This is a genomic window from Caballeronia sp. GAWG1-5s-s (assembly GCF_023631445.1).
Lineage (GTDB): Bacteria > Pseudomonadota > Gammaproteobacteria > Burkholderiales > Burkholderiaceae > Caballeronia.
In genome coordinates, this window is the sequence record NZ_JALQDC010000020.1 from 35,769 (window position 1) to 61,372 (window position 25,604).

The 25,604-nt window shown below is 64.8% G+C and carries 22 protein-coding genes; 13 read left to right on the forward strand and 9 right to left on the reverse strand.

The features are described 5' to 3' along the window. Nucleotides 1-50 precede the first annotated feature (50 nt). A complete protein-coding gene (locus NCR34_RS13635) occupies nt 51-1,493 on the reverse strand; it encodes a sigma-54 interaction domain-containing protein (RefSeq protein ID WP_250500083.1) in 1,443 nt (480 codons plus the stop codon). A 278-nt stretch (nt 1,494-1,771) separates the two neighbouring features. Between NCR34_RS13635 and NCR34_RS13640 the strand changes: the two genes are divergently transcribed. From NCR34_RS13640 to NCR34_RS13655, 4 genes are all read left to right on the forward strand, one after another. Continuing rightward, nucleotides 1,772-3,172: a GntP family permease gene (locus NCR34_RS13640; RefSeq protein WP_244849652.1), complete on the forward strand. Its 1,401-nt coding sequence runs from the start codon at nt 1,772-1,774 to the stop codon at nt 3,170-3,172. Between the two features lie 505 nt (nt 3,173-3,677). After that, nucleotides 3,678-4,598, forward strand: a complete 921-nt coding sequence (locus tag NCR34_RS13645) for a GNAT family N-acetyltransferase (protein WP_250500084.1) — start codon at nt 3,678-3,680, stop codon at nt 4,596-4,598. A 66-nt stretch (nt 4,599-4,664) separates the two neighbouring features. After that, nucleotides 4,665-5,456, forward strand: coding sequence for a 3-hydroxybutyrate dehydrogenase (locus tag NCR34_RS13650; RefSeq protein WP_250500085.1), 792 nt, complete (start codon nt 4,665-4,667; stop codon nt 5,454-5,456). Nucleotides 5,457-5,584: 128 nt separating this feature from the next. Beyond that, nucleotides 5,585-5,818 carry a hypothetical protein gene (locus NCR34_RS13655; RefSeq protein WP_159839271.1) on the forward strand — a complete coding sequence of 78 codons (234 nt, stop codon included), beginning with the start codon at nt 5,585-5,587 and terminating at the stop codon, nt 5,816-5,818. On the opposite strand, the gene NCR34_RS13660 is transcribed toward NCR34_RS13655, so the two are convergent. Beyond that, nucleotides 5,815-7,839: an AI-2E family transporter gene (locus NCR34_RS13660; RefSeq protein ID WP_250500086.1), complete on the reverse strand. Its 2,025-nt coding sequence runs from the start codon at nt 7,837-7,839 to the stop codon at nt 5,815-5,817. The two genes, NCR34_RS13655 and NCR34_RS13660, sit on opposite strands and share 4 nt — an antisense overlap. Before the next feature lie 227 nt (nt 7,840-8,066). Here NCR34_RS13660 and NCR34_RS13665 point away from each other — a divergent pair, with 227 nt between their 5' ends. The 4 genes from NCR34_RS13665 (at nt 8,067) to zwf (ending at nt 13,431) form a co-directional block, all read left to right on the forward strand. Then, nucleotides 8,067-8,687, forward strand: coding sequence for a glutathione S-transferase family protein (locus tag NCR34_RS13665; RefSeq protein WP_250500087.1), 621 nt, complete (start codon nt 8,067-8,069; stop codon nt 8,685-8,687). A 22-nt stretch (nt 8,688-8,709) separates the two neighbouring features. Continuing rightward, on the forward strand, nt 8,710-10,797 hold the full coding sequence (locus NCR34_RS13670) for a 2Fe-2S iron-sulfur cluster-binding protein (protein WP_250500088.1): 2,088 nt from the start codon (nt 8,710-8,712) through the stop codon (nt 10,795-10,797). Between the two features lie 77 nt (nt 10,798-10,874). Beyond that, nucleotides 10,875-11,774 (forward strand): LysR family transcriptional regulator, encoded by a 900-nt coding sequence (locus NCR34_RS13675; protein ID WP_250500089.1) that lies wholly within the window; start codon nt 10,875-10,877, stop codon nt 11,772-11,774. A gap of 181 nt (nt 11,775-11,955) precedes the next feature. Next, nucleotides 11,956-13,431 carry a glucose-6-phosphate dehydrogenase gene (zwf, locus tag NCR34_RS13680; protein ID WP_248322834.1) on the forward strand — a complete coding sequence of 492 codons (1,476 nt, stop codon included), beginning with the start codon at nt 11,956-11,958 and terminating at the stop codon, nt 13,429-13,431. 1 nt (nt 13,432) lies between these two features. On the opposite strand, the gene NCR34_RS13685 is transcribed toward zwf, so the two are convergent. Further along, complete coding sequence (locus NCR34_RS13685) at nt 13,433-14,734, reverse strand: FUSC family protein (RefSeq protein ID WP_250500090.1); 1,302 nt, start codon at nt 14,732-14,734, stop codon at nt 13,433-13,435. Between the two features lie 155 nt (nt 14,735-14,889). On the opposite strand from NCR34_RS13685, the gene wrbA reads away from it, so the two are divergent. Next, on the forward strand, nt 14,890-15,495 hold the full coding sequence (gene wrbA, locus NCR34_RS13690) for an NAD(P)H:quinone oxidoreductase (RefSeq protein ID WP_250474369.1): 606 nt from the start codon (nt 14,890-14,892) through the stop codon (nt 15,493-15,495). A gap of 745 nt (nt 15,496-16,240) precedes the next feature. After that, nucleotides 16,241-16,774 carry a nucleoside deaminase gene (locus NCR34_RS13695; RefSeq protein ID WP_250500091.1) on the forward strand — a complete coding sequence of 178 codons (534 nt, stop codon included), beginning with the start codon at nt 16,241-16,243 and terminating at the stop codon, nt 16,772-16,774. 12 nt (nt 16,775-16,786) lie between these two features. Here the strand turns inward: NCR34_RS13695 and NCR34_RS13700 are convergent, their stop codons facing one another. After that, a complete protein-coding gene (locus NCR34_RS13700) occupies nt 16,787-17,557 on the reverse strand; it encodes an IclR family transcriptional regulator domain-containing protein (RefSeq protein ID WP_248322838.1) in 771 nt (256 codons plus the stop codon). A gap of 273 nt (nt 17,558-17,830) precedes the next feature. Between NCR34_RS13700 and NCR34_RS13705 the strand changes: the two genes are divergently transcribed. Together NCR34_RS13705 and NCR34_RS13710 are read left to right on the forward strand one after the other, a co-directional pair. Further along, nucleotides 17,831-19,237 (forward strand): MFS transporter, encoded by a 1,407-nt coding sequence (locus NCR34_RS13705; protein WP_250500092.1) that lies wholly within the window; start codon nt 17,831-17,833, stop codon nt 19,235-19,237. A gap of 95 nt (nt 19,238-19,332) precedes the next feature. Then, nucleotides 19,333-20,256, forward strand: a complete 924-nt coding sequence (locus tag NCR34_RS13710) for a LysR family transcriptional regulator (protein ID WP_250500093.1) — start codon at nt 19,333-19,335, stop codon at nt 20,254-20,256. 49 nt (nt 20,257-20,305) lie between these two features. Here the strand turns inward: NCR34_RS13710 and NCR34_RS13715 are convergent, their stop codons facing one another. The 4 genes from NCR34_RS13715 to NCR34_RS13730 form a co-directional block, all read right to left on the reverse strand. Continuing rightward, nucleotides 20,306-20,527: a hypothetical protein gene (locus NCR34_RS13715; protein WP_250500094.1), complete on the reverse strand. Its 222-nt coding sequence runs from the start codon at nt 20,525-20,527 to the stop codon at nt 20,306-20,308. Between the two features lie 27 nt (nt 20,528-20,554). Next, nucleotides 20,555-21,934 (reverse strand): ATP-binding protein, encoded by a 1,380-nt coding sequence (locus NCR34_RS13720; RefSeq protein ID WP_250500095.1) that lies wholly within the window; start codon nt 21,932-21,934, stop codon nt 20,555-20,557. Further along, entirely contained in the window at nt 21,931-22,593 is a 663-nt protein-coding gene (locus tag NCR34_RS13725; protein ID WP_175940799.1) for a response regulator, read from the reverse strand. Before NCR34_RS13725 ends, NCR34_RS13720 begins: the two co-directional genes overlap by 4 nt. A gap of 568 nt (nt 22,594-23,161) precedes the next feature. Further along, the gene (locus NCR34_RS13730; protein ID WP_250500096.1) at nt 23,162-23,635 is read right to left on the reverse strand and encodes a hypothetical protein; all 474 of its coding nucleotides are present in this window, start codon (nt 23,633-23,635) and stop codon (nt 23,162-23,164) included. A gap of 241 nt (nt 23,636-23,876) precedes the next feature. On the opposite strand from NCR34_RS13730, the gene NCR34_RS13735 reads away from it, so the two are divergent. Then, nucleotides 23,877-24,506, forward strand: coding sequence for a YceI family protein (locus NCR34_RS13735; protein ID WP_250500097.1), 630 nt, complete (start codon nt 23,877-23,879; stop codon nt 24,504-24,506). 8 nt (nt 24,507-24,514) lie between these two features. Here the strand turns inward: NCR34_RS13735 and tdh are convergent, their stop codons facing one another. Next, nucleotides 24,515-25,546 carry an L-threonine 3-dehydrogenase gene (tdh, locus tag NCR34_RS13740; protein ID WP_248322844.1) on the reverse strand — a complete coding sequence of 344 codons (1,032 nt, stop codon included), beginning with the start codon at nt 25,544-25,546 and terminating at the stop codon, nt 24,515-24,517. Nucleotides 25,547-25,604: the final 58 nt, after the last annotated feature.

Here is a 25,604-nt window from a genome sequence, read left to right on the forward strand (position 1 = left end):
CGAGTATGCCACGCGGAGCTTTCGCGTCGATTTATCACGCGCGACGCGATTCACACCTCGATGCCGAGTGCCGCGATCTTCTTGTACATCGTCGCCCGCCCGATGCCGATGCGTTGCGCTGCTTCCGCCACGCGCCCGCCGCTCGCGCGCAATGCGTCGGAGAGAAAGCGGCGCTCGAAGTCGTTCATCGCCTGCGCGTAGGGCACCGCCGCTTCCGCTTGCGCCTTTTCAGCGGGCGCGAGCAGCGCGGCGGGCTTCGAATCGATGAACGGAGCGAGCGCGCGCGCATCGATATGTTCGCTGTCAGAAAGCATCAGCGCCCGTTCGAGCGTGTTGCGCAGCTCGCGCACGTTGCCGGGCCACGCGCACGCGGTCAGAAGACGCAGCGCGTCGTCGTGAAGCACGAACTGGCGAATGCGCCCCGTGCGCGCTTCGCCCGACAGGTCTTCGAGAATCGCGTACGCGAGTGCCTCGATATCGCCGAGCCGCGCGCGCAGAGGCGGCGCGTGGATCGTCAGCACGTTCAGCCGATAAAACAGGTCGGCACGGAAGCGCCCCGCTGCAACGAGCGCGGGCAGATCCGCCGACGTCGCCGCGATGATGCGCACGTCCGCGCGCACGATGCGGTTCGACCCGAGCGGCTCGAACTCCTTGTCCTGCAAGACGCGCAAGAGCTTGCCCTGCAACGGCAGCGGCATGTCGCCGATTTCGTCCAGAAACAGCGTGCCGCCGTCCGCCAGTTCGAACTTGCCGACGCGCCCTTTGCGTTCCGCGCCCGTGTACGCGCCCGGCGCCGCGCCGAAGAACTCCACTTCGAGCAGCGTGTCCGGAATCGCCGCGACGTTGACGGTGACGAGCGGCTTGGCCGCCCGCGTCGACGCGCCGTGGATCGCGTGCGCGAGCAGTTCCTTGCCGGTGCCGGTTTCGCCGAGCAGCAGCACGGGCGAATCGACGAGCGCGGCACGCCGCGCCTGCCGCTTCACTTCGAGACTGGCCGGACTCGTGCCGACGAAGCTCGCGAACGTGTACTTGGCCCGCCGCGCCTGCGCGAGCGACTGCCGCGTTGCGATCAATTCCTGCTGCACGCGGGAGTAGTGCGCGAAGAGCGGCGTGAGCGCCTTCATCTCGTCGAAGAGCGCGAAGCCGATTGCGCCGACGGTCGCGCCCTGATCGTCCTTCAGCGGCAGGCGAGTGACGACCAGCGGCTCGCGGTCCGTCTCGAGCACGTCGAGCAGAATCGGCTTGCCCGTCGCGACCACTTCGCGCATCAGGCTGTTCGGGATTACCGCTTCGCAGTCGAGACCGATGGCGTCGGTCGGATCGGAGAAGCCGAAGCGCGCCGCATAACGCTTGTTGATCCAGACGACGCGGGCGTCGGCATCGACGATGAACGTGCCTTCGCTCAGGTTCTCGAACGTCTTGAAGAGCGACTCCATGGCGCGCCGCATGACGTCGCTGTAGTCGGCGGGTACGTTGATCCAGTCGTTGCGCATGGGCGCTTGTCTCCGTGGTTTTCTCTAGTTGGCGACAGCGTATCTCATATCGGAGACAGTCGACAGCCTTGATGGGCTTGAGACCCGCAACGCTAGATAGCTTGGCCGTCTCTTTTTGGAGACAATCCGGCGGCTTCTCACAGGTCTCGCCGCCTTTGCGCGCGCGCCAGTGTGCTTTCGCGACCGTTGGCACGGAAGCTGCATGATTGCGCGCCGCCGACGGCCTGCCGTAACAAGCCGTGGACGAAGTTCAAAGAACAACCATTAACGGAGACTCAATGTCGTTCCTCATCGTGCTCGCCGCCCTGGCGTTCCTGATGCTGGCCGCCTATCGCGGCTACAGCGTCATCCTGTTCGCGCCGATCGCCGCGCTCGCGGCCGTCCTGCTCACCGATCCCGCCGCCGTCGCGCCGGTGTTCTCGGGCATCTTCATGGAGAAGATGGTCGGCTTCGTGAAGCTCTATTTCCCCGTGTTCCTGCTGGGCGCGGTATTCGGCAAGGTGATCGAGCTGTCCGGATTTTCCGAGTCGATCGTCGCCGCCGCGATCCGCTATATCGGCAAGTCGCGGGTCAATGCGGTGATCGTGGCCGTGTGCGCGCTGCTCACCTATGGCGGCGTGTCGCTGTTCGTGGTCGTGTTCGCCGTGTATCCGTTCGCGGCGGAAATGTACCGGCAGAGCAATATCCCGAAACGGCTGATGCCCGGCGCCATCGCGCTCGGCGCGTTCTCTTTCACGATGGATTCGCTGCCCGGCACGCCGCAGATTCAGAACATCATCCCGACGACTTTCTTCAAGACGACCGGCTGGGCCGCGCCGTGGCTGGGCGTGATCGGCTCGGTGTTTATCATCGTCGTGGGGCTTTCGTTTCTGGAGTGGCGCCGGCGTTCGGCCATGGCCAAGGGCGAAGGCTATGGCACCTCGCTCGTGAACGAGCCGGAACGCGTCGAGTCCACCAACATGCCGAATCCGCTGCTCGCGGTCGCGCCGCTCGTGCTCGTCGGTGTCGCGAACTTCGCGCTCACCCGCTGGATTCCGACGTGGTACGGCGCGAGTTATACCGTCGCGCCGAATGCGCTGCCGGGCGTGCACACGCCGGTGACCACCGCCATCAAGCCGGTCATCGCGATCTGGGCGGTCGAAGGCGCGTTGCTGCTCGGCATTCTGCTCGTTCTGCTGACGGCGTTCTCTCGCGTGAAGGAACGTTTCGCGCCGGGCACGCGCGCCGCCGTCGCGGGCGCGCTGCTCGCCGCGATGAACACGGCGTCGGAATACGGCTTCGGCGGCGTCATCGCGGCGCTGCCGGGCTTTCTGGTCGTCTCGGACGCGCTGAAGAGCATCCCGAATCCGCTCGTCAACGCCGCGATTTCCGTGAGTTCGCTCGCGGGCATCACAGGGTCCGCGTCGGGCGGCATGAGCATCGCGCTCGCCGCCATGTCGGACCTCTTCATCAAGGGCGCGGAAGCCGCGCATATTCCGCTGGAAGTCCTGCACCGCGTGGTCGCGATGGCGAGCGGCGGCATGGACACCCTGCCGCACAACGGCGCGGTCATCACGTTGCTCGCGGTCACCGGGCTTACGCACCGCGAATCCTATCGCGACATTTTCGCCGTCACGGTCATCAAGACGCTCGCGGTGTTCTTCGTCATCGGCGTGTACTACGCGACGGGCATCGTGTAATGGATTCGAGTGGCCGCACGCTTTAAGGCGGCGGCCATTCGCTATTGTTTGTCCGATTAAAACGAGCAGGTTTACCCTCATTACCGCCCGATAGTCGGTCATTTAGTATCTAATGCGCCGGTTTTGTGCTCGATTAACTGATGCCTGATAAAATGACGAGACGACAGTGTCATCCAGCGTAAGCATGTGCTCACGCTTAATCTGGAACATCTCAATCGCGGGCTTTTAAGTGAATCTGACTCCTGAAAAAGAAAATGTCTCTCGCGCTGATATTCCGACGTCCGCCGATCGGTCTCTGACATTCGAGCACTGCCGCGATCCTGAAAGCATTCGCGCTCTCGAAGCGGAATGGGGCGCATTATATCGCCATGTCGACGGCGAATATTTTCAGTCATTCGAGTATTGCTATAACAGCCTGATGTGCGAACACCTCGGCACGCGGCGCAAACCGCATTGCGTCGTCGCGAGGCGCAACGGAAAAATGGTGGCCGTGTGGCCGTTGCTCGTGTCTTATCGCACTTGCTGGAAATTCGCTGAACCGCTGACACCGCAAAACCGTTCGCCGAGCGATATTCTCGTTGCACCGGAAAAGGACGCGCAGCAAATCGTCGAAGCGCTGTACAAAGAGACCGTGCGAGCCACGCGCGCCGACGTTTTCGAGTTATGGCGCGTCCGCAAGACTTCGCCGCTTTATGCGTGCGTCAAGCGCCATGCGGTAATTCGCCGCGAAGAAGATGACCTCACGCCTTACGCGGCGTTACGCGGTGTTCAAGACTGGGACGCTTTCAGCCGCTCGCGGTCCGGACGCGAGAAGACCAAGCCGGAGTACCTCAAACGGCGGCTCGCGAAAGAAGGACAGTTCAAGATCGAATTAATCGACGCTTCCGATCCGCGTCTCGAATCGTTCATCGAATGGTTCGTGGTTCAAAAGCGAAAGTGGGCGACCGAGAAAGTCGGCGAGAGCCAATGGACATTCTCCGATGCCAGCCTGAAGTTCTGGAAAGCGCTTCTTTCCGGCCCGGCTGCGGCGTCCGGAATCTTTCGGCTCTTCGTCATGACGTTCGATGGCGAGCCGGTCGCGGCGAATATCGTTTCGATGAATAGCACCACCTTCTATCTCATCGCGATTACTTACGATTTGAATCTGAAGAAATTCTCGCCCGGCACCATTCTCGTCGATGAATGCGTGAAATGGGCTTCCGAACATCATCTGGACTTCGACTTCGGTCCCGGCGAGCAACGCTATAAAACGTCGTGGAGCGGCGGCAAGTCGTATCCGATGTCTTCATTCATGGTGCTCGCGACGCCGTGGGGACAAACCGGTTATGTGACGAAGCAATTCGTCAAACAGACGCGGGAACGCGCCATGCGCGTCGTGAATCGCGTCGTGGGAAAATCGGCGCCGGCGACGCCTGAAAGCGATTAGTTGTTTTTGTCGAAGCAATATCGAAGATAGTCGTACTCGCAGCGCTACAGAAAAAGGAAACCGCTCATGACTCAATCCGCATCGAACAACCTGGCCGGCAAGACCGCGCTCGTCACCGGCTCGACGAGCGGTATCGGCCTCGGCATTGCCACGGCGCTCGCGCAAGCGGGGGCGAATCTCGTGCTGAACGGCTTCGGCGACGTGAGCGGCGCGCTCGCGCAGATCGAGGCGACCGGCGCGAAGGCCGTGCATCATGCGGCCGACATGACCAAGCCCGCCGAGATCGAAGCCATGATCGCGTTCGCGGCGGAACGCTTCGGCGCGCTCGACATCCTCGTGAACAACGCGGGTATTCAGCACGTAGCAACCATCGACGAATTCCCGGTCGATCGCTGGGACGCGATCATCGCGATCAACCTGAGCTCCGCGTTCCATACCATGCGCGTCGCGCTGCCCGGCATGCGCGAGCGCGGCTGGGGCCGTGTCATCAACATCGCGTCGGTGCATGGGCTCGTCGGCTCGGCGGGCAAGTCGGCGTATGTCGCGGCCAAGCACGGCATTCTCGGACTCACGAAAGTGGCGGCGCTCGAAAACGCGCGCACGGGCGTGACCGTCAACGCCATTTGCCCCGGCTTCGTGCTGACGCCGCTCGTGCAAAAGCAGATCGACGATCTCGCCGCCCGCGAATCGCTCTCGCCCGACGCCGCCCGCGCGAAACTGCTCGGCGAAAAGCAGCCGTCCGCGCAGTTCGTCACGCCGCAGCAGATCGGCGACATGGCCGTGTTCCTCTGCTCGAATGCAGCGAGCGAGATGCGTGGATCGGCGTTGCAGATCGACGGTGGATGGAGCGCGCAGTAAAAGCGTCGCGCGTCGAAGGAAGCAACGCGGAGCAGCGCTGACCAGGCGCACGAAGCCGCGCGACGGCGCAGCCTGCAAGCGCGCCGCGCTTGGTACTATCGGGACATTGCCAACGAGGAGTGTCTCCGATGACCGCTGAGAACAATCGCGCGGAAGAAGCGCGCGCGATGGAACGTATCGTCAATGCCACGCGGCAGGTGCAGTCCGCGTTCGTCGCGCTGCAGAAGCAGTTTCCGCCCGAAGGCGACGGCCGGCCCTCGCAGATGGCGCTCCAGACGTTCGACGCCGCGCTGCAGGAGCTCGAAGACGCGCAGGCGTCCTTCGACACCATGCTCAACGATCTCTTCGACGGCAACCGCTAGGCGTCGCCCAGTACGTTGCGCAAGGCGGGCACGTCGTCTTGCGCGGCGCGGCTGCGGTTGTCCACCGTGGGCGCGGACGCCTGCGAGTCGAGTCCGGACCACGACACGCCATCGGTGGACTGGCGGCGCGCGGCCGCCACGCAGGCATCGACCAGCTCCTTGAACGACACCGCCGCCGAACTTGTCCGCACGAGCACTTCGCCTTGCAACGGACTTTCCGCGACCACGAGCCCGACGATCAGCTCCGCCGCAGGCGCGCGCTGATGCAGCCGGCGCAGCAGATTGCGCAGATACGGCGGCGATTCGGCGGCGTCAAACGAGACGACGCAGATGATCGTCACGCCCGACAAGTCCACTTCGCCGAAGCGCCCGCGCGAGAACCGCTCGTAGCCGGTCAGATCCGCGCCCAGCCCGTGCTTGCGGAAAAGCTGCACGGCGATGGTCGCGGCGAGATCGTCGAGCGGGCTTCTCCCCGCGATGCACAGCACCGACGCCGTGTGCCCTTCCGCGCCCGCGTCGAAGTATTCGGGCGGCGATTCGGATGCGATTGCCGTCGTGTCGTCGGTGGCGAGATTCACGAGCGGCTCTTCCTTGCGCTGAACCACCGGCGTCACGTCCTCGGCGTCCTCCAGCCCTTCGATGATGTCGAGCGCCGATTCGTTGATGCGCTTCAACTGGTCCGCCGTCACGACGCCGCGCAGCACGTCGTTATGCGCGAGGCGCAAGCCTTCAAGCGCGACCTCGTCGTAATACGCGACCAGCGAGCGGTCCTTCAGCAGCGATTCCGCCTGCACGAGCGCCTCATCGGGATCGTTGGCGAGCAGGCGCTGATAAAAGTTTTCCGCTGGTGTCAGCGCGGGCCTGTCGCCGAAAAGCACATCGAGGAATTCGAGGCGGTCCACATGTCGCCCGAGAATGACGAGGCAAAGCGTGAGCGGCGTCGAAAGGACGAGGCCGATCGGCCCCCAGATCCAGCTCCAGAAAATCGCTGCGACGATTACCGCGAACGGCGAAAGCCCCGTGCTGTGTCCGTACAGAAGCGGCTCGACGACCTGCCCGGCGATGATGTCGGTGGCGCCGTACAGCACGATGGTCCAGATCAGCATAGTCCAGCCCGGCCCGACCGCCGCCGCGAAGATCACCGCGAGCAACCCGGCAATCCACGTCCCGACATACGGCACGAAGCGCAGGAGCGCCGTCATCACGCCGAAAAGCAGCGCGCCGGGCACGCCGATCACCGCGAGCCCGATGCAAATGACGATACCCACGCCCACGTTGATGCCCAGCTGCGCCAGAAAATAACGCGAGAGGCGGCGCGCGGCCTCGTCCATCGCGGTGGTGGCGCGGTGCAGGTCGCGCGAACCGAAAAGCCGTATCAGCCGGTCGCGCAGGTCTTCCCGCTGCAACAGGATGAACACCGCGACGACGAGCACGATGCCGGTCGTTTCCAGCGGACTGATGACGGGCGAGAGAAACCGCTGCGCCAGCTCCAGCGGCGACGGCGCCGGCTCGTGAACTTCGACGGGCATCGGCTGATCGATGGGCGAAGCCGCCGGATTGTCCTCGTTCGCGTGCGGTTCCTGCTCGCGCGCCGGCGATAGACGCTTCAGCGCACGCGACGCGCGCCCGAGAAACGCGTCCGCGCGGCCGACCGTCATGCGCTGCACGCTGTCGACCTTGCGCTCGACGGCCACCTGATACTTCGGCAGATCGCTCGCGAGTTGCGCGACCTGCGCGCCGATCAGCGCGCCGACGGCCGTGAGCACCGACAGAGCGATGACAACCGCCACGATCACCGACGGCACCTGACCGAAGCGCAGCCGCCGCAGGAAATCGACGAACGGCGCGAGCAGGAAACTGAGCAGGATCGCGAGGATGATCGGGATCATGACCGCGCGCCCGAAGTACAAGGCGCAAATCACGACGACGACCGCCACGAGCGACGCCAGCGCGCGCAGGCCCGGCGCGTCGGGCGGCAGGATCTTCGCAGGAGGCCGGCGCGGGCCGGGAAGTGGGGGCATGGAGTCGGCTCGTAGGAAATACTTTCCGAAAGAAGCAAGGCGCGTGCCGGTGAGAGTTTTCGGGAGCGCTTCCCCAGAAGGTGAGCGGATACGGGATGACGCGCGCTGATTGATCTGGAAACGAGAACGGTGATTTGATTTCCGCTCGTATTCTGCTTCACGACGCACGAACCCATACTGCTTCTCAAGCGATCGGGATTTCCCCGGTCCACACGAGAGGAGTTGCCATGAAGCTCTACCACCACCCGCTTTCCGGCCATGCGCACCGCGCTCGTCTCTTTCTGCATCTCCTGAACATCGAGCACGACGAAGAGGAAGTCGATCTCGCCGCCCGCGCGCACAAATCGCCCGAGTTTCTGCGTCTGAACCGCTTCGGCCAGGTGCCCGTGCTGGTCGACGGCGAGCACGTCGTCCAGGACTCGAACGCGATCCTCGTCTACATCGCCAAGAAGGCGGGCGCGACGCAATGGCTCCCCGAAACGCCCGCCGAAGCCGCCGCCGTGCAGCGCTGGCTTTCGGTCGCGGCAGGGCAGATCGCGTTCGGTCCGGCCGCCGCGCGTCTCGTCACGGTGTTCGGCAGCAAGTTCGACGTCGATGAAGTCATCGCCCGCGCGCATGCGGTGCTCAAGGTGATCGACGACGAATTGCAAGCCCGCGACTGGATCGCGGATATCGGCAGCGCGCATCCGACCATCGCGGACATCGCGCTTTACAGCTACATCGCGGCCGCGCCGGAAGGCAATGTCGATCTGTCGGGCTATCGCAACGTGCTGGCGTGGCTCGCGCGCATCGAGGCGTTGCCCGGTTTCGTGCCGTTCCAGCAGACCGCTGCGGGCCTGCGCGCCTGACCCCTTGCCGGAGACGACGATCATGCCTGCCACCGCTTCGATTACCGCGCCTTCGCCCTGGCATCGCGGCGAAGTCGAGATGCAAACCGCCGCTGGCGTCGCGGCGCGCATGCACGACGTCGGACAGCGCGTCGTGCGCCCGTTCATGCCGGAACAGCATCGGCAATTCTTCGCGCAGTTGCCGTTCATCGTCGCCGGTACGGTCGATGCCGACGGCGACGCCTGGGCCACGTTCCTCACCGGCCGCCCCGGCTTTATGAGCACGCCGGATGCGACCACGCTTTCCGTCGGGCACATTCGCGATCCGCTCGATCCCGCCGACGCGGGTCTTGCGGACGGCGCGTCGGTCGGCTTGCTCGGCATCGAGATGCACACTCGGCGGCGCAATCGCGTGAACGGCGTGATTCATCGCGACGACGCGACTCACGGGCAAGCATTCGAGGTGGCCGTCGAGCAGAGCTTCGGCAATTGTCCGCAGTACATTCAGTTGCGCGACTTCGCGTTCGTGCGCGACGCGTCGGCGCCCTCGCCGTCCCGTCCCGTTTCGCTCGATGCGCAGTCACCGCGCATGCGGGCGATGATCGAGCGCGCCGATACGTTCTTCGTCGCGTCCTACTTCGATCGCGAGGACGGGCATCGTCAGGTGGACGTGTCGCATCGCGGCGGCAAGGCGGGCTTCGTGCGCGTGTCCGACGACGGCGCGCTCACCATTCCCGACTTCGCGGGCAATCTGTTCTTCAACACGCTCGGCAATGTTGCGGTCAACGGCCGGGCGGGACTCGTGTTCGCCGACTTCGAAACCGGCGACGTCCTGCAACTCACGGGCGATGCGCAAGTGCTGCTCGACTCGCCCGAGACCGCCGCTTTTCAGGGCGCCGAGCGCCTGTGGCGCTTCGTGCCGCGCCGCGTTCTGCTGCGCGAAGACGCGCTGCCGCTGCGCTGGACGTTTCGCCGCGAAGGCTGGTCGCCGAACTCGCTGATGACGGGCGACTGGAACGAAGCCGCGCAGCGCATGAAGGCTGCGGCGCTCGCGAATGCGTGGCGGCCGTATCGCGTGAGCCGGATCATCGATGAAAGCGACGTGATTCGCTCGTTCTGGCTCGAACCGGCGGATGGCGCGGGCATCGTGCCACACGCGGCGGGCCAGCATTTGCCGGTGCGGCTCACGTTGCCGGGCGAAACGAAGCCGCTCGTGCGCACGTACACGCTGTCGGTCGGGCCGGCTGACGGCGTGTATCGCATCAGCGTGAAGCGCGAAGGCCGGGCGTCGGCGTATCTGCACGACGCGCTGAACGTGGGCGACATCATCGAAGCGCGGCAGCCGGCGGGCAGCTTCACGATCGATCCGTTCGAAGCACGCCCCGCCGTGCTGCTGGCGGCGGGCGTCGGCATCACGCCGATGCTCGCGATGCTGCGCCATGTCGTCTACGAAGGACTGCGCAAGCGGCGCGTGCGTCCGATCTGGCTGATCGCGTCGGCGCGCACGCTCGCGAACCGCGCGTTCGCCGCCGAGATCGACGCGCTGGCCCGAAGCGCGGAAGGCGCGGGCGGCGCGGTCAACGTGATTCGCGTGCTGAGCGACACGCAAGGCGCGCAACTCAAGCGCGATTACGACGTGTCGGGCCGCATCGACATCGATCTACTGACGAGCGTCCTGCCGTTCAACGACTACGACTTCTATCTGTGCGGACCGGGCGCGTTCATGCAATCGCTCTACGACGGCCTGCGCGCACTGAACGTTGCCGATACGCGCATTCATGCGGAAGCGTTCGGTCCTGCATCGCTCGTGCGCACGCCGGATCGCGGCGTCGAGATGAAGCCCATGCGCTCGCCCGCCACCGAAGCCGTGCCCGTGCGCTTCATGAAGTCGCAACGCGACGTGCAATGGCAGCCCGCGAGCGGCACGCTGCTCGAACTGGCCGAGGCATCTGGCGTGGAGACGGAATCGAACTGTCGCGGCGGAACGTGCGGGACGTGCAGAACGCGCATCCTAAGCGGCGCGGTGTCGTATCCGAGCGAGCCGGCGTTTCCTGTCGATGACGACGAAGCGCTGATCTGCTGCGCGCGCCCGGCGGCGGACGCCGACGCCCCGCTGCAACTCGATCTATAAAGCGATGCGTGATTGCGGGACGCTTCGGCATGCCCGAGAATGCACGGCAACTTTCTCGCCCGCTTCCCGCATCCGACATGGACCGTTTTCAGGCAATGTCGACCTTCGTCACGGTGGTCGAAACAGGCGGCTTCGCGTCGGCCGCGCGCAAGCTCGATGTCTCGCCTTCGGTCGTGAGCCGTGTCGTGACCGAACTCGAAGAGCGGCTCGGCGTGCGACTGCTCACGCGCACCACGCGCGTCGTGCGCCTGACCGACGCCGGCAACGGCTTCTTCGAAGACTGCCGGCGCATTCTCGGCGAAGTGGACACCGCCGAACTCGCCGCGCGAGGCACGCACGCATCGCCGCGCGGCGTGCTCTCGCTGACCGCGCCCGTCTTGTTCGGCCGACTGCATGTGACGCCCATCGTGCTCGACTATCTTTCGCGCTATCCCGAGGCCGATGCAAACTGCTGGTTCGTCGACCGCGTGGTGAATCTCGTCGACGAGGGCATCGACGTGGCCGTGCGCATCGCGCAACTGCCGGATTCGTCGCTTCAGGCGATTCCCGTCGGACGCGTGCGGCGCGTGCTGTGCGCTTCGCCCGCCTATCTCGCGAAGCACGGCACGCCGTCGCGCCCGGAAGACCTCGACGCGCACACGATCATCGCGTCTACGGGATCGTCTTCGCCGCCGGAATGGCGTCTTCACGATGGCGATCGCACCGTGATCGTCCGCACGCGAGCGCGCTTCATCACGACGACGAACGATTCGGCCATCGATGCGGCGCTCGCGGACTTCGGCATCGCGCGGCTCCTGTCGTATCAGGTGGCGCAGCATGTGAGCGAAGGCCGGCTCGTGATTGTGCTCGCCGAATTCGAGCCGCCGCCGCTGCCTATTCACCTCGTGCATCGCGAAGGACGCCATGTCACGCAGAAGGTGCGCGCGTTCCTCGATTTGGCCGTGGTGACGTTGCGCGCGGATGCATCGTTGCGCTAAACGCGCTAAACGAAGCGCATGGCGGCTTCGTGAATCTTTGAGGAATCGAACGCCCGTTAGCGCGCGAGCCGTGCAAAATGTCGGCAAACCATGCAACATAGCTCTCTTCGGCGTATTTGCGCTTCCAGCCGCGTTCCGGCTCGACGAACCGGCTCTTCCGAACCTCAACGGCTCACGCACCATGACGAACCCGACCTCTCCCACCAATGAACGCCCGCTCGACATGATCATCTTCGGCGGCGGCGGAGACCTGGCGGCGCGCAAGCTGCTGCCCGCGCTGTACATGGCGCACACGCACTGCAACCTGCCCGCCGAGACGCGCATTCTCGCGATCGGCCGCAAGGACTGGACGCGCGAAGATTATTTGAAGAACTTCATGGAGAAGCAGTCGCGTCCGTTCATCGACGAGAAGGCTTTCGATGCGCAGTCCTGGGACAAATTCCTCGCGCTCTTCGACTACGTGCGCGTCGATGTCGAGAATCCCGACGACTTCCGCCGCCTCGCCGAAGCCACGCGCCCGAACGTGCAGCGCGTGTTCTATCTCTCGACTTCGCCCGAACTGTTCACGACGATTTGCGACAACCTCTCGGCGGCCGGCATCGTCGACGATCAAGCGCGCGTCGTGCTCGAAAAGCCGCTCGGCCATGATCTCGCCTCCGCGCGCGCCATCAACGACGCGGTCGGCCGGCATTTCAAGGAAGACCAGATCTACCGCATCGACCATTATCTCGGCAAGGAAACGGTGCAGAACCTGATGGTGCTGCGCTTCGGCAATCCGATTTTCGGGCCGCTGTGGCAGGCGCCGTACATCAAGAGCGTGCAGATCACGGTGGCGGAAACGGTGGGCGTCGGCAGCCGCGCGGGCTTCTACGATCACACCGGCGCGCTGCGCGACATGGTGCAGAACCACTTGCTGCAACTGCTGTGCATCGTCGCAATGGAGCCGCCCGTTTCGCTCGATCCGGACGCCGTGCGCGACGAGAAGCTGAAGGTGCTGAAATCGCTGCGCCCGATGACCGTTTCCGACACCGCCCGCGACACCGTGCGCGGCCAGTACGCGGCGGGCGCGGTGGGCGGCGAGCCGGTCAAGGGCTATCTGCAGGAAGACAACGTGCCGCCCGACAGCCGCGCGGAGACGTTCGTCGCATTGCGCGCGCATATCAACAACTGGCGCTGGGCCAACGTGCCGTTCTTCCTGCGCACGGGCAAGCGCATGCAGACGCGGCGCTCGGAAATCGTCATCGACTTCGCGGACCTGCCGTTTTCCATCATCCCGAGCGGGCCGCGCAACTATGGCAACCGTCTCATCATCACGTTGCAGCCGGAAGAGTCGATCCAATTGCAGATGCTCGCGAAGGAACCCGGCAGCGGCATGCAGATGCTGCCCGTGAACCTCAATCTCGATCTCCAGCAGGCCATGACGCAGCGCCGCGCGGAAGCCTACGAACGCTTGCTGATCGACGTGATTCGCGGCCGGCTCACGCACTTCATGCGCCGCGACGAACTCGAAGCGGCGTGGGCGTGGGTCGAGCCGATTCTCAACGGCTGGAAGGAACTCGGCGACCGGCCGCGCGGCTACACGGCGGGCACGTTCGGACCGGCGGCGTCTTCCGCGTTGATGGCACGCGAGAATCTCGCGTGGGCGGAAGAAGGTTGATTCAGCGCATCGCGGGGCGCGCCGCGCGTCGCGATGCGAGCGCCTTTGCCGCGGCCATCACCGCCGCGAGCACGCCGATTCCGCACAGAATGCCCGCGAGCCGAAGCGCCGCGGGCATCGGATCAGACGACCAGTGGTGATCCTGTACGAACACCATGATGAACGCGATGGTGAACTGCCGCCCGACATAGCTCGCGCCCTGCGCGCCCGTCTGCACATGACAGCCGATCCACACGCCCGCGCATAGCGCGAGCATGCACGCGGGCTCGCTATCGCCGATCAGCGGCAACAGCGCGAGACTCGCCGCGCCCGCGATCAGGCAGCCGAGCACGCGCTGCACCATGCGCGACCCGATCGGCCGCCGCGTCGGCTTGCCGAGCGCCGATGCCGGAAGGATCAACACGGCGATGGCCGTGACCATCGCCTGCGCGAAGCCGGGCAAGTCCCACGCATACGCCACCGACGCCAGTATCGCCACCGACCACGCCGCATGCCACGCGAGGCGCTTGCGCATGACGCGGGCGGACTGCATCGCTTGCTTCGCGCTAAGTGCTTGCAGGCTCGTGGTCGCGTCCGAGGGAATGACGGAGACGGCTGCCGTCTCGTGGCTCGATCCATCGACGCGATCGGCCGTCGACGACGCCCTCGCGCTCGAAACCGGCGCCGCGCCCCGCGACTTCCGATACTGCTGCGCCGCCGCGTGAAAGAGCGCGGAAACGGCGACGCACGCGAGCGTCCCGACGACGACTTCGGCCACGCGCGACAACGCGAACGAAGCCGTCGCCGAAGCCGACGTCAGCCGATGCGCTTCGAACGTGACCATCAGCGAGGTCACCGCGCCGAGCACCCACGCATAGCCGGCATCCGACGCGAGCGCGCGATACACCGACACGCCCGCGATCAACGCCAGCAACGGCACGAAGAGCCACGGCGTATCGCCGATCAGCGGTCCCGCCGTCGCGCCGAGCAACGCGCCCGCGATGGTGCCGAGCACGCGATGCACGCCCCGCTGTGCGCAGGCCGAGAACTTCGACTGCATGACCGCGAAGCCGCTGATCGCCGCCCACCAGATGTGTTCGAGCCGAAAGGCATACGCAAGCGCGACCGCGAGCGCGACCGATGCCATCGCCTGCGTCGCGAAGAACGCGCGGGCGGGCGTCGGCCGGATGGCGGCGAGTTCGCGCCCGAGCGACACGAATGCCTCGCGCACGAGATCCGCGAGCGTGTCGAAGGCGGCGAATGCCCCGCGCGACGCGGCGGCCGTGGCGGAAGAGTTGTGAATCGTGGAATGATCGTTCGGCATCGTCGGCGGTGGCGGGTTCTTGTCTGAGCGTAGACGCGGATCGGCACGAGCGCAATGCATCGCGAGCGCATCCGGCAGCTTCGGGACGCCGATGCTAAGGTTGAGTGCGCGGCCCCGACAATCCGTTCAACCGGCGACACTACGAAGGACATCTCATGGCGAAAGTACTGGTTCTCTATTACTCGATGTACGGTCACGTCGAAACGATGGCGCGCGCCGTCGCGGAAGGCGCGGGCGGCGTGCCGGGCGTCGAAGTCACGGTGAAGCGCGTGCCGGAAACGATTCCGGCGGACCAGGCGGCCGTCATCGGCGTGAAGCTCGATCAGCAGGCACCCGTGGCCACCATCGACGAACTCGCGAACTACGACGCCATCATCTTCGGCACGCCCACGCGCTTCGGCAACATGGCCGGGCAGATGCGCACGTTCCTCGACCAGACGGGCGGCCTGTGGGTGAAAGGCGCGCTGGTCGGCAAGATCGGCAGCGTGTTCACGTCCACGGCTTCGCAACACGGCGGGCAGGAAACCACGATCACGTCGTTTCACACGACGCTTTTGCATCACGGCATGATCGTCGCCGGCGTGCCGTACGCGTGCGCCGCGCTCACCAGCATGTCGGAGATCTCGGGCGGCACGCCGTACGGCGCGACCACCATCGTCGGTGCGGACGGCAAGCGTCATCCGACGCAGAACGAACTCGACATCGCGCGTTATCAGGGCAAGCACGTGGCCGAGCTGGCAGTCAAGATCGCGGGCAAGTGAGATGCTCGACTGAGTGCTGCGGGCCGACACGCTTGGCCTAGGTCTGTTGGCGCTGATGCGACATGTGCGATGCTCGGCGCTCGCGCTCGCCTTGCTGCAAGCCGTCGCGCGGGGATTGGCACGCTCGCTGCATAACGAGCGCGTCGCGCCTTGCTGCCTGCCACTGCAACGCGCGACCGGACCGGCCGCTGCTTGCGCCGGTCCGTTCTCTTATTCATGCATGGTCGCGTGAAAGCGGGTATCGACGGCTCCGAGCGGGCATGCTCGACGGCGCGCAGCCGTGTATCTCCAATCCGCGAGTGCCGACGCTTAACGCGCTGTCGCCGGCTGCAGCGCTGAACGCGGCGATCTATCGGGTGAACGGCAGCAACGGTGTTGGCAAGCGACCGTGTACACCGTCGTGTGAGTTCCTACGGCGCGTTAGGACGGCCGCGCCGAACGACGCACGATGTTCTCGACGTGCGGACGCAAGACGCTCGCACTTCGAGCCGGTTTGATTCGGATATCTAACGATATCATCGCTTGGCCTTCGCAAACGCCACGCCGCGCGCGCCAGCAGAAGTGCATGGCGATCGCAGCCGGCGTGACGTTACTCATTCCATCATGGCGGTTGCGTCGGAATCGAGGACGCTTTACCGTTGCTCACAAGTCCGGCGACGACGCGCGCAGACCGAGCGCCAGCGCTCCCGAAAGTCCTCACCACAATCCGATCCCGTAACTCCTCACCTTTGCCGAACCCGCCACCATGAGCCTGACCGCCCCCGCCTCGCATCCCGACAATCTACCGCCGCAGGGCCTCACGCCGACGCGCGAGCAAATCATCCGGCATCTGCGGCACGCGAGCGCCGTCGCCGAGCGCGCGACCTTGCTCGGGCATCATCCGTTCGGCGCGATTCTCGTCGGCCCGGATCAGGAAAGCGTGTTGATGGAGCAAGGCAATGTCGACACCGTCAACCACGCGGAATCGGTATTGGCGCGCGTCGCGGCGCTCAACTTCACGCCCGAGTATCTGTGGGGCTGCACGCTGTACACATCGGTCGAGCCGTGCTGCATGTGCGCGGGAACGGCCTACTGGGCCAACATCGGACGCGTGGTCTACGGGCTGACCGAAGCGCGCCTGCTCGAAGCCACCGGCAATCACGCGGAGAATCCGACGATGAGCGTCTCGTCGCGCTATGTCTTCGACCATTGCCAGAAGCAGGTGGAGCTGATCGGCCCGATCGCCGAAGTCGAGGAAGAAGTCTTGCGCGTGCAACGGGTCTTCTGGTCTACGCGATAAAACGGCGCGCCGCTAGATCACATTGAGCATCGCGAGCGCCGTTTCCTGCAACGGCGGCAATACGCGGGCGAGCGCGGCCTCGCTCGTCTCTTTCCCGATCGGCATGTTCACGGACAGCGCCGCGACCACTTGTCCGTGCCGGTTCTTGATCGGCACCGCGACGCCGCGCACGCCCACTTGCAACTGCTGTTCGAAGACCACGTAGCCGTCCGCGCGCGCCTGCCGGATCTTGTCGTAGAGCGCGTCTTTGTCGGTGATGGTGAGCGGCGTGAACGGCCTGAACTCCGTTGCGTCGAGCCATGCGCGCACCGCGTCCTCGTCCGTCTTGTAGGCGAGCATCACGAGTCCGGCCGACATCAACGCAGCCGGCACGCGCGCGCCGAGCACGAAGCCGGTGGTCATCACGCGCGAGGCGCCGTTGCGCGCGATGATGACGAGATCCCATTCGTCAAGCACGCTGACATACACGTTCTCATGGATCAACGCGCTCAGGTGCTGCAAATACGGCTGAACGATGCGCGGCAGCCGCGCCGAGTCGAAGTACGACCAGCCCACGCGCAGCACGCGCGGCGTCAGATTGAAGAGCTTGCCGTCGGTCTGCACATAACCGAGATGCGCCAGCGTGAGCAGATACCGCCGCGCCGCCGTGCGCGTGATGCCGGTGCGCACGGCCGCTTGCGTCGGCGTCATGCGCGCATGCTGGTCGTCGAACGCTTCGAGGATTGCCAAACCCTTCTCAAGCCCGGCGATCCAGTCTCGCTTGTCCAGTGCCGGTTTCGTCATATGCGGTACGCGCCTCTGCTAGTGCTAACCCCCAAAGCGGCCGATTATCGAACGCGTGCGTGCGATAATCGCGCACAATTTATCACAAATCGTTGCCCGCTCGGGGTTGCGCTCTTATGCTCGTTTCACTCGTAAGGGACATGTTCGCGAGCCTGGCTCGATTGCCTCGCCGCCCGACCACGCGGCGGCGCGAATCGGCAGAAAACGCAGGTAAGAAGAAAGGCACAGGCGGTAGCGTAACCACTCGTTAAACCAACATTCGGAGACACTTCTATGGCTAGCCCTAAGGAAGAGGCGCACGGCGGCCGCCAGGCGAAAAAAGCAACGGCGAGCGGCTGGATCGGCTCGGCGCTCGAGTACTACGATTTCTTCATCTACGCGCAGGCGGCGGCGCTCATCTTTCCGCAGTTGTTCTTCCCGTCGGGCAATCCGAAAGTGGCGATCGTCGCATCGCTCGCGACGTACGGCGTGGGTTATGTGGCGCGGCCGATCGGCGCGTTCGTGCTCGGTCATCTGGGCGACACGCACGGCCGCAAGAACGTGCTGCTCATCTGCATGTTCCTGATGGGCTTCTCGACGATGGCGGTCGGTCTCTTGCCGACGTATCACAGTGTCGGCATGCTGGCGCCCACGCTGCTCGTCGTGCTGCGGCTGATTCAAGGCTTCGCGGTGGCCGGCGAGATTTCCGGCGCAAGCTCGATGATTCTGGAGCACGCACCGTTCGGCCGACGCGGCTACTACGCGAGCTTCACGCTTCAGGGCGTGCAGGCCGGCCAGATCCTCGCGGCTGCCGTATTCCTGCCGCTCGCCGCGTTCATGCCCGAGTCCATGTTCAATTCGTGGGGCTGGCGCGTGCCGTTCCTGCTGTCGGCGCTGGTGCTCGTCGCGGGCTACATCATTCGGCGCGAAGTGCACGAAACGCCTGCGTTCTCGGCAGAAGGCGCGCACGGCGAGCTGCCGAAGTCGCCGATCAAGGAAGCGTTCGCGAACAGCACGCCCGACATGATCCGCGTCGTCTGCATGGCGCTCATGAACGTGATCCCGGTCGTCGCGACCATCTTCGGCGCGGCCTATGCGGTGCAGGCTTCGTACGGCATCGGCTTCCAGAAGAGCGTGTATCTGTGGATTCCGGTCGTCGGCAACATTCTCGCGGTGCTGGTGATTCCATTCGTCGGCAACCTGTCCGACAAGATCGGCCGCCGCATGCCGATGATCGTCGGTTCGCTGCTCGCGGGTCTCTTGTCGTTCGCGTATCTGTATGCCATCAGCATCCGCAACGTGCCGCTCGCCATCGTCATGTCGCTATTGATGTGGGGCATCGTGTATCAGGGCTACAACGCGATCTTCCCGAGCTTCTTCCCCGAACTGTTCCCGACGCGTTCGCGGGTGTCGGCGATGGCGATCGCGCAAAACATCGGCACGACGATTACCGCGCTGCTGCCCGCGCTGTTCGCGGCGGTCGCGCCGCCGGGATCGGCCAACATTCCGCTCACGGTCGGCGCGCTCGCGTTCGGCGTGACGATCATCGCGTCGATTGCGGCGTGGTCGGCGCGCGAGACGTATCGCGTGCGTCTGGACGACCTCGGCAAGAAGGACGCCGTGCCGATGAGCGAGCAGGAATACGAACGCATGCGCGCAGATTCGATGGCCGTCGAGAAAGTGGCCAAGGCTCACGCGTAAGCGTCGTTCGCTTGTGTTCTGCCGGGCCCTTCGGGGCCTTTTTTGTTGCTTCGCGATAACATGCGAGCCACTTCTTGCATGACGCGGAGGCATGAATGGCGGGGTTCAACGAGCGCATCCTGAACGGCATCAGCGTGTTTGCGGCGATCGTCGATGCGGGCACGTTTGCCGCAGCCGGCGAGAAGCTCGGCATGTCGCAGCCAGGCGTGAGCCGCGCCATCGCGCGTCTGGAAGCGCGCCTGAAGATACGCCTGTTCGACCGCACGACGCGCACGGTCTCGCTCACCGACGACGGCCGCCGCTTCTTCGAACAGGTCATGCCGCATCTGATCGGCCTGGAGGAAGCGGCGTCCACTGCATCGGGTAGCGCGACGGCGGTGCGCGGGCGGCTGCGCGTGAACGTCGACCCGATCTTCTCGCGGCTCGTGCTCGGACCGAAGCTCGAAGCGTTCATGGAAGCGCATCCCGAGCTCGAACTCGAATTGCTCACGCGCGACCGGCTGGGCGACATGATCGCCGATGGGTTCGATCTCGCCGTGCGCTTCGGCGAGCCGCGCAATTCGAGTCTCGTCGCGCGCAAGTTGCTCGATACGCCGGTGCGCACGGTGGCTGCGCCGTCGTATATAGCGCGCTGCGGGCGGCCGGCGACGCCACAGGCGCTCGCGAGCGGCGCGCACACGTGCATCGAATTCCGCGATCCGGAAACCGGGCGGCCGTTTCCGTGGGAGTTTCACCGGAAGAAGAAGCGGCTCACGGTCGAAACGCGCGGGCATCTGACGCTGAACGATCCCGGCACGATGCTGAGCGCGTGCCTGTCGGGATACGGCATCGCGCAGATACTCGAACTCGGTCACGCGCATCTGCTGGCGGAGGGCGCGCTGATCGACCTGTTTCCGGACTGGCCCGACGAGCGCTTTCCGCTCTATGCGTTTCATCCGTCGCGGCATCATCCGCCGGCCAAGACGCGGGCGTTTCTCGACATGGTGATCGCGTTGACCGGGGCGGATGAAGGCGGGTGATTGCGGTGCGCGGCGTTCATCGAAGTCGCGCTGATCGCGCGCGGCGGGGTCAGCGCGCGCAGGCATCCGGACGCGCTTTCGCGCCGCGACGCTCGGGCGGCACCTTGCAATTGTCGACGCGTTGCTCGTCGCTGGCTTTGTCGCCGAGCCGTTCTTTCAGCGTCTTGGGCTCGGAGGCGGCGGACGCGCTGGCGGCATCGTCGGCATGCGAAGTGTGCGCCGATGCGATGCCGATAAGCAGCAAAGCAATACGAACCCAGCGGTTCATCATGGTCGAGCCTCGTGAAAGCTCAGAGCCTCACCGCACCGCCACCGCAGCGCACTCCGTTGTTTGCTCTTTCATTTCGACGCCGCGCAAGCCACGCACGGACACCGCGAGCCCGCCCGCGCCCGCGCGGTTCTCGACGGTCAAGGCCGCCTGATTCCGCTGCGCCACGCGCGACGCAATGGCAAGCCCTAGCCCGCTGCCCTGCCCGTGCGTCCCGGCGCCGCGATAGAACCGGTCGCACGCGCGCTCGATCTCGCCGGGCGGAATGCCGGGGCCCGTGTCGAGGACCGTCAGCGCGATGCCGTTCGACTCGCGACGCAACGTCACATCGACGCGTCCGCCGGACGGCGTGTGGCGGATTGCGTTATCGAGCAGATTGTTGAGCAGCACAGCGAGCGCATGCGTGTCGCCGAGAATTGCGAACGCGTCGTCCTCGCTGCGTGCATCTTCCAGTTCGAGGCCGAGGTCGATCGACTTCGCCTCCGCGATCAGCGAGAAGTCCGACACGCGCGTCTCGCATAGCGTGCGCAGGCTCATCGGCGCGATGGCCGCCTCGCGTGCCGCGTCCTCGCGCGCCATGCTGAGCAACTGCTGCGCAAGATGAATCAGCCGGTTCAACCGTCCGTCGATCTTGCCGACCGTCGCGTCGTCCACTTTCAGCGAGCCGTCGCTGATGGCGCCTTGTATCTGCAATTTGAGCGCGGTGAGCGGCGTGCGCAGTTCGTGGGCGGCATCCGCGATAAACGTGCGTTGCGCCTCCGACGCCTCGTTAAGACGCGTGAGCAGGCCGTTCAGCGCATCGACGAGCGGACGCAATTCGACGGGCGTGCTCGCGGCAAGCGACACGGGCGCGACCGATTCCGGCGACCGCGCGGCGAGCGATCGCGAGAGCCAGCGCACCGGCGCAAGACCGCGCGCCACGACCACGAGCACGATCACCACGATGACCGGTATCAACAGCGCGAGCGGCCAGATGGTCCGCAGCGCGAGCGAAATGGCCATGTCCTCGCGCACGAAATACGGCTGCGCCACCTGCACGAAGCGATCCGGCAAGGTCATGCCGAACGCGCGCCAGCGGTAGCCTTCGCGCTCGGCGGACCGGAAGCCGTCGCCGAAACGCGGCAGCGGGGGTTCATGCGGCGAGTGATAGATGAGCCGCCCGGTTTTGTCCCAGATGTCGATGACGAGCCGGTCGTCGGCGATGCCTACGAGGTCGTGGCTGCGTCCCTCCGCGACGTCCGACGCAGCGATGTTGCCCGGTAGCGAGACCGCGACGGTGCGGAGTTCGTAGTCGAACAGTTCGCCCGCCTCCAGCTGCGCCATGTGAAAGATGCCGTAACCCGCGAGCAGACACGCCGCGGCGAGTCCGCAGATGAGCCAGCCGAGCAGCCAGCGCCGGATGGAGTTCATCCGATCCTCTTCAGCCGATAGCCTACGCCGCGCACGGTGACGATCTGCTCGGCGCCGATCTTGCGCCGCAGGCTATGCACGTGGACTTCGATCGCGTTGCTGCCCACTTCCTCGCCCCATCCATAGAGTTTCTCTTCGAGCTCCGAGCGGCGGAACACGCGCGACGGCTCCTCGATCAACGCCTGAAGCAGCGCGAATTCGCGCGGCACGAGATTCAGCGCGACGCCGCCCTTCGAGGCTTCGTGCGCGGCCGGATCTAGCGACAAGTCGCCGTGCGTGTACACGAGTTGCGTATGACCCGTACGGCGGCGCAGCAGCGCGCGCACGCGAGCGGCGAGTTCATCCAGATCGAAGGGCTTGAGCAGATAGTCGTCCGCGCCGGCGTCGAGGCCGCGGATGCGGTCATCCACCGCGTCGCGCGCCGTGAGAATCATGACCGGCGCATGGCCGCCGTTCTTGCGGTAGACGCCGAGCAGATCGAGGCCGTCGCGCTTCGGCAAGGTGAGATCCAGCAACACGAGGTCGTACACGTCATTGCCGAGCGACAACTCGGCCGCGCGGCCATCCTGCGCCCAGTCCACGGTGTAGCTGGAGCGGCGCAACGCGGCCAGCACCGTCTCGGCGATCATCTCGTCGTCCTCTACCAAAAGCAGGCGCATGCCCTTCCCCAAGCTTTGACGTCGCGGCCATTCTCCTTGCGTCTTGCTTAAGCGCCACTTAACGCCCGGCACGCCGAACTTAAGCATCGCATAAGCAACCAGCCCGCACTATACCGCCAGGCGCGCCGCAAACCGTGCGCGCGCATGCGGTGCCTGGTGCGTGGCGGGCGTGATGCTCGTCGGACGACGCATCCCGAGGCTCGCATTCGACGCCGCGGACAGACCGTGCGCGGCTACGCTTCATCAAGACGATGCTCATGGCTGGCTCGTCCAGTTGCATCTCGAACTGCATTCCGCCGAAAGCCGTCGTTGCCGCGGCTGCTGCTGTCGTCGCGGCGCGCTTTCGTCGAGAAGTCCACGCGGTCGGGCGTGACTCGGAACTCGCCCGGTCCGGTTCGAGCCCGGCTCATGGCCGGGCTCTTTTTTTGTCCGGCGGGTGCTCGGCCCGGCGTTAAGGTGAGGGTTTTCGGGAATCAGGTGGAAGTACCGCCCGTCGGCGGGCTTCCGCGCGTGACTCAGGTGAGGTTTTTCGGGAGCAGCCTGCTTCGCTGCTTCGGACGGCGCTGCATCAGAACTTCACGCGAAGCTGAAACCCGATCGTGAACGGCAGATCGCTCGACGGAATCGGCGGGATCAGGATGAAGTTCGCGCCGACGCGCTTGTAAGCCACCATCACCAGCGGCGCGGCGACGGGGCCGACCATGTGATCGTGGCCGATGCCCCAGCGGCCGTAGTCGTAGCCCGAGATCAGCCCGCCCATCGCGGCGAGCCGTACGAAGCCCCAATGGAGGAATTCGGGCGCCCAGACGCCGCCGCCATAAAACGACGGTTTCGACAGCGAGTTGCGGAAATAGCCGCCGGTCACGGCCCATTGCGGCGCGAGCCAGCATTCGGCGCCGATTCCCGGATTGAACTGCTCGAAGTGCTTGTCGGGATGAAAGTGGTGCGAGCCGATCATCGCGTCGATCCATAGACCGTCGTCGCACCATGCGGCCTGCGCGCGCGAAGCCCAGGAGAACGCGGCTGAGACGATCAGCAGCATGACGGCAAGCCATCGAGAGCGAAGCGGGTAAAAGCGGTGCCGCCGGAAGCGCATGTTTATCCGCCATCGCGCGTGGCCATGGCGCCTTTTTGAGATGAGAATCGACGCGAACTCTACCTGAATCGCGTTATTTTCGTTTGCGCGGACGAAATCAACGTGACGGCCGTTGTATTTCTAGTTGTCGTCTGCTCGATTCTTCATTCGTTGTCGAGAACGAGCTTCTTTCTGGAGTCAGTCCGTGATGAACGCTTCGAGGCACTATCTGGCATGGGTCTCCTCGGTCGCGCTGTTATGCGGATGCACGGCCTTCAATGTCGTGACGCACCACGTTTCGGCGAACCAAGCGAGCGTGCCAGTCGGACTGTATGAACTGGACGCGCATCATTGGAACGTGAGCTTCGACGTCGATCACTTTCATTACTCGCGATTCGTGATCCGCTTCGACAAGGTATCGGCGCGTCTCGACTGGAACTCCGGCGGAATAGCGGCGAGCCGTGTTCAGGCGAGCATCGACGCGTCCAGCGTCGACACCAACGTGCCGCTGCTCGACCGGATGCTGAAAGGACCCGACATGTTCGACGCAGCGCGGTATCCGAGCATCACTTTTCAGAGCACGGCATTCGAGCGGTCGGGCGATGACACCGGCACACTCACCGGCGACTTAACGATTCGCGGCGTGACACGGCCGGTCAAGCTGAATGTCACCTTCAACGGCCACGCGGTGAACCCGCTGACGAAGCAGGAAACGCTCGGCTTTTCCGCCGACGGGCATTTCAGCCGTGCGGCGTTCGGCCTGACCACATGGTTTCCCGCCGTCGGCGACGATGTGCACGTCGCCATTCAAGCCGAGTTCGGAAAGCTGAAGGAGTAGCTCCGTGGTCAGGCCGCAGTCCAGTCGAGCACGACTTTGCCGCTATTGCCGGAGAGCATCGTCGCGAACGCTTGCTCGTAGTCGTCGACGGCGAAGGTATGCGTGAGGATCGGCGAGAGATCAAGTCCGCTTTGCAGCATCGCCACCATCTTGTACCAGGTTTCGAACATCTCGCGGCCATAGATGCCTTTGATCTCGAGCCCCTTGAAGATGACCTGATTCCAGTCGATGGCAGTCTGAGCGGGCGGAATGCCGAGCAGCGCGATCTTGCCGCCGTGATTCATCGCTTCCAGCATGCCCGTGAAGGCGCTCGGCACGCCGGACATTTCCAGACCGATGTCGAATCCCTCGGTCATGCCGAGCTCGCGCATGACATCGCGCAAATCCTCATGCGCGACGTTGACGGTACGCGTCGCGCCCATCCTGTGCGCAAGTTCGAGCCGATACGCGTTGACATCGGTAATCACGACGTTCCGCGCGCCGACGTGCCGGGCGATAGCGGCGGCCATCACCCCGATCGGGCCTGCGCCAGTAATGAGCACGTCCTCGCCGACAAGATTGAACGACAGGGCGGTGTGCGTGGCGTTGCCGAACGGGTCGAAGATGGCGGCGAGGTCGTCGGAGATTCCGGGGGGAATCTTGAACGCGTTGAACGCCGGAATGACGAGATACTCGGCGAAGGCGCCCTCGCGGTTCACGCCCACGCCGACGGTATTACGGCACAGATGGCGTCGTCCCGCGCGGCAGTTGCGGCAGAAGCCACATGTGATGTGACCTTCGCCCGACACACGGTCACCGATCGCAAAGCCGCGCACTTCCTGTCCCATCTCGACGATCTCGCCGACGTACTCGTGGCCTACGTGCATCGGCACCGGCACCGTCTTTTGCGCCCAGTCGTCCCATTTCCAGATATGGATGTCCGTACCGCAGATCGCAGTCTTGCGAATGCGGATGAGGACGTCGTTGTGACCAACCTCTGGACGCTTGACGCGGGTCAACGTGAGGCCGGGTGCGCGTTCTAGTTTGGCGAGAGCTTTCATGTGGGGTGGGTCCTGCGTTTGTGGTTGCTTTATGCGCATAAAGTCCGGGCAGCTGATG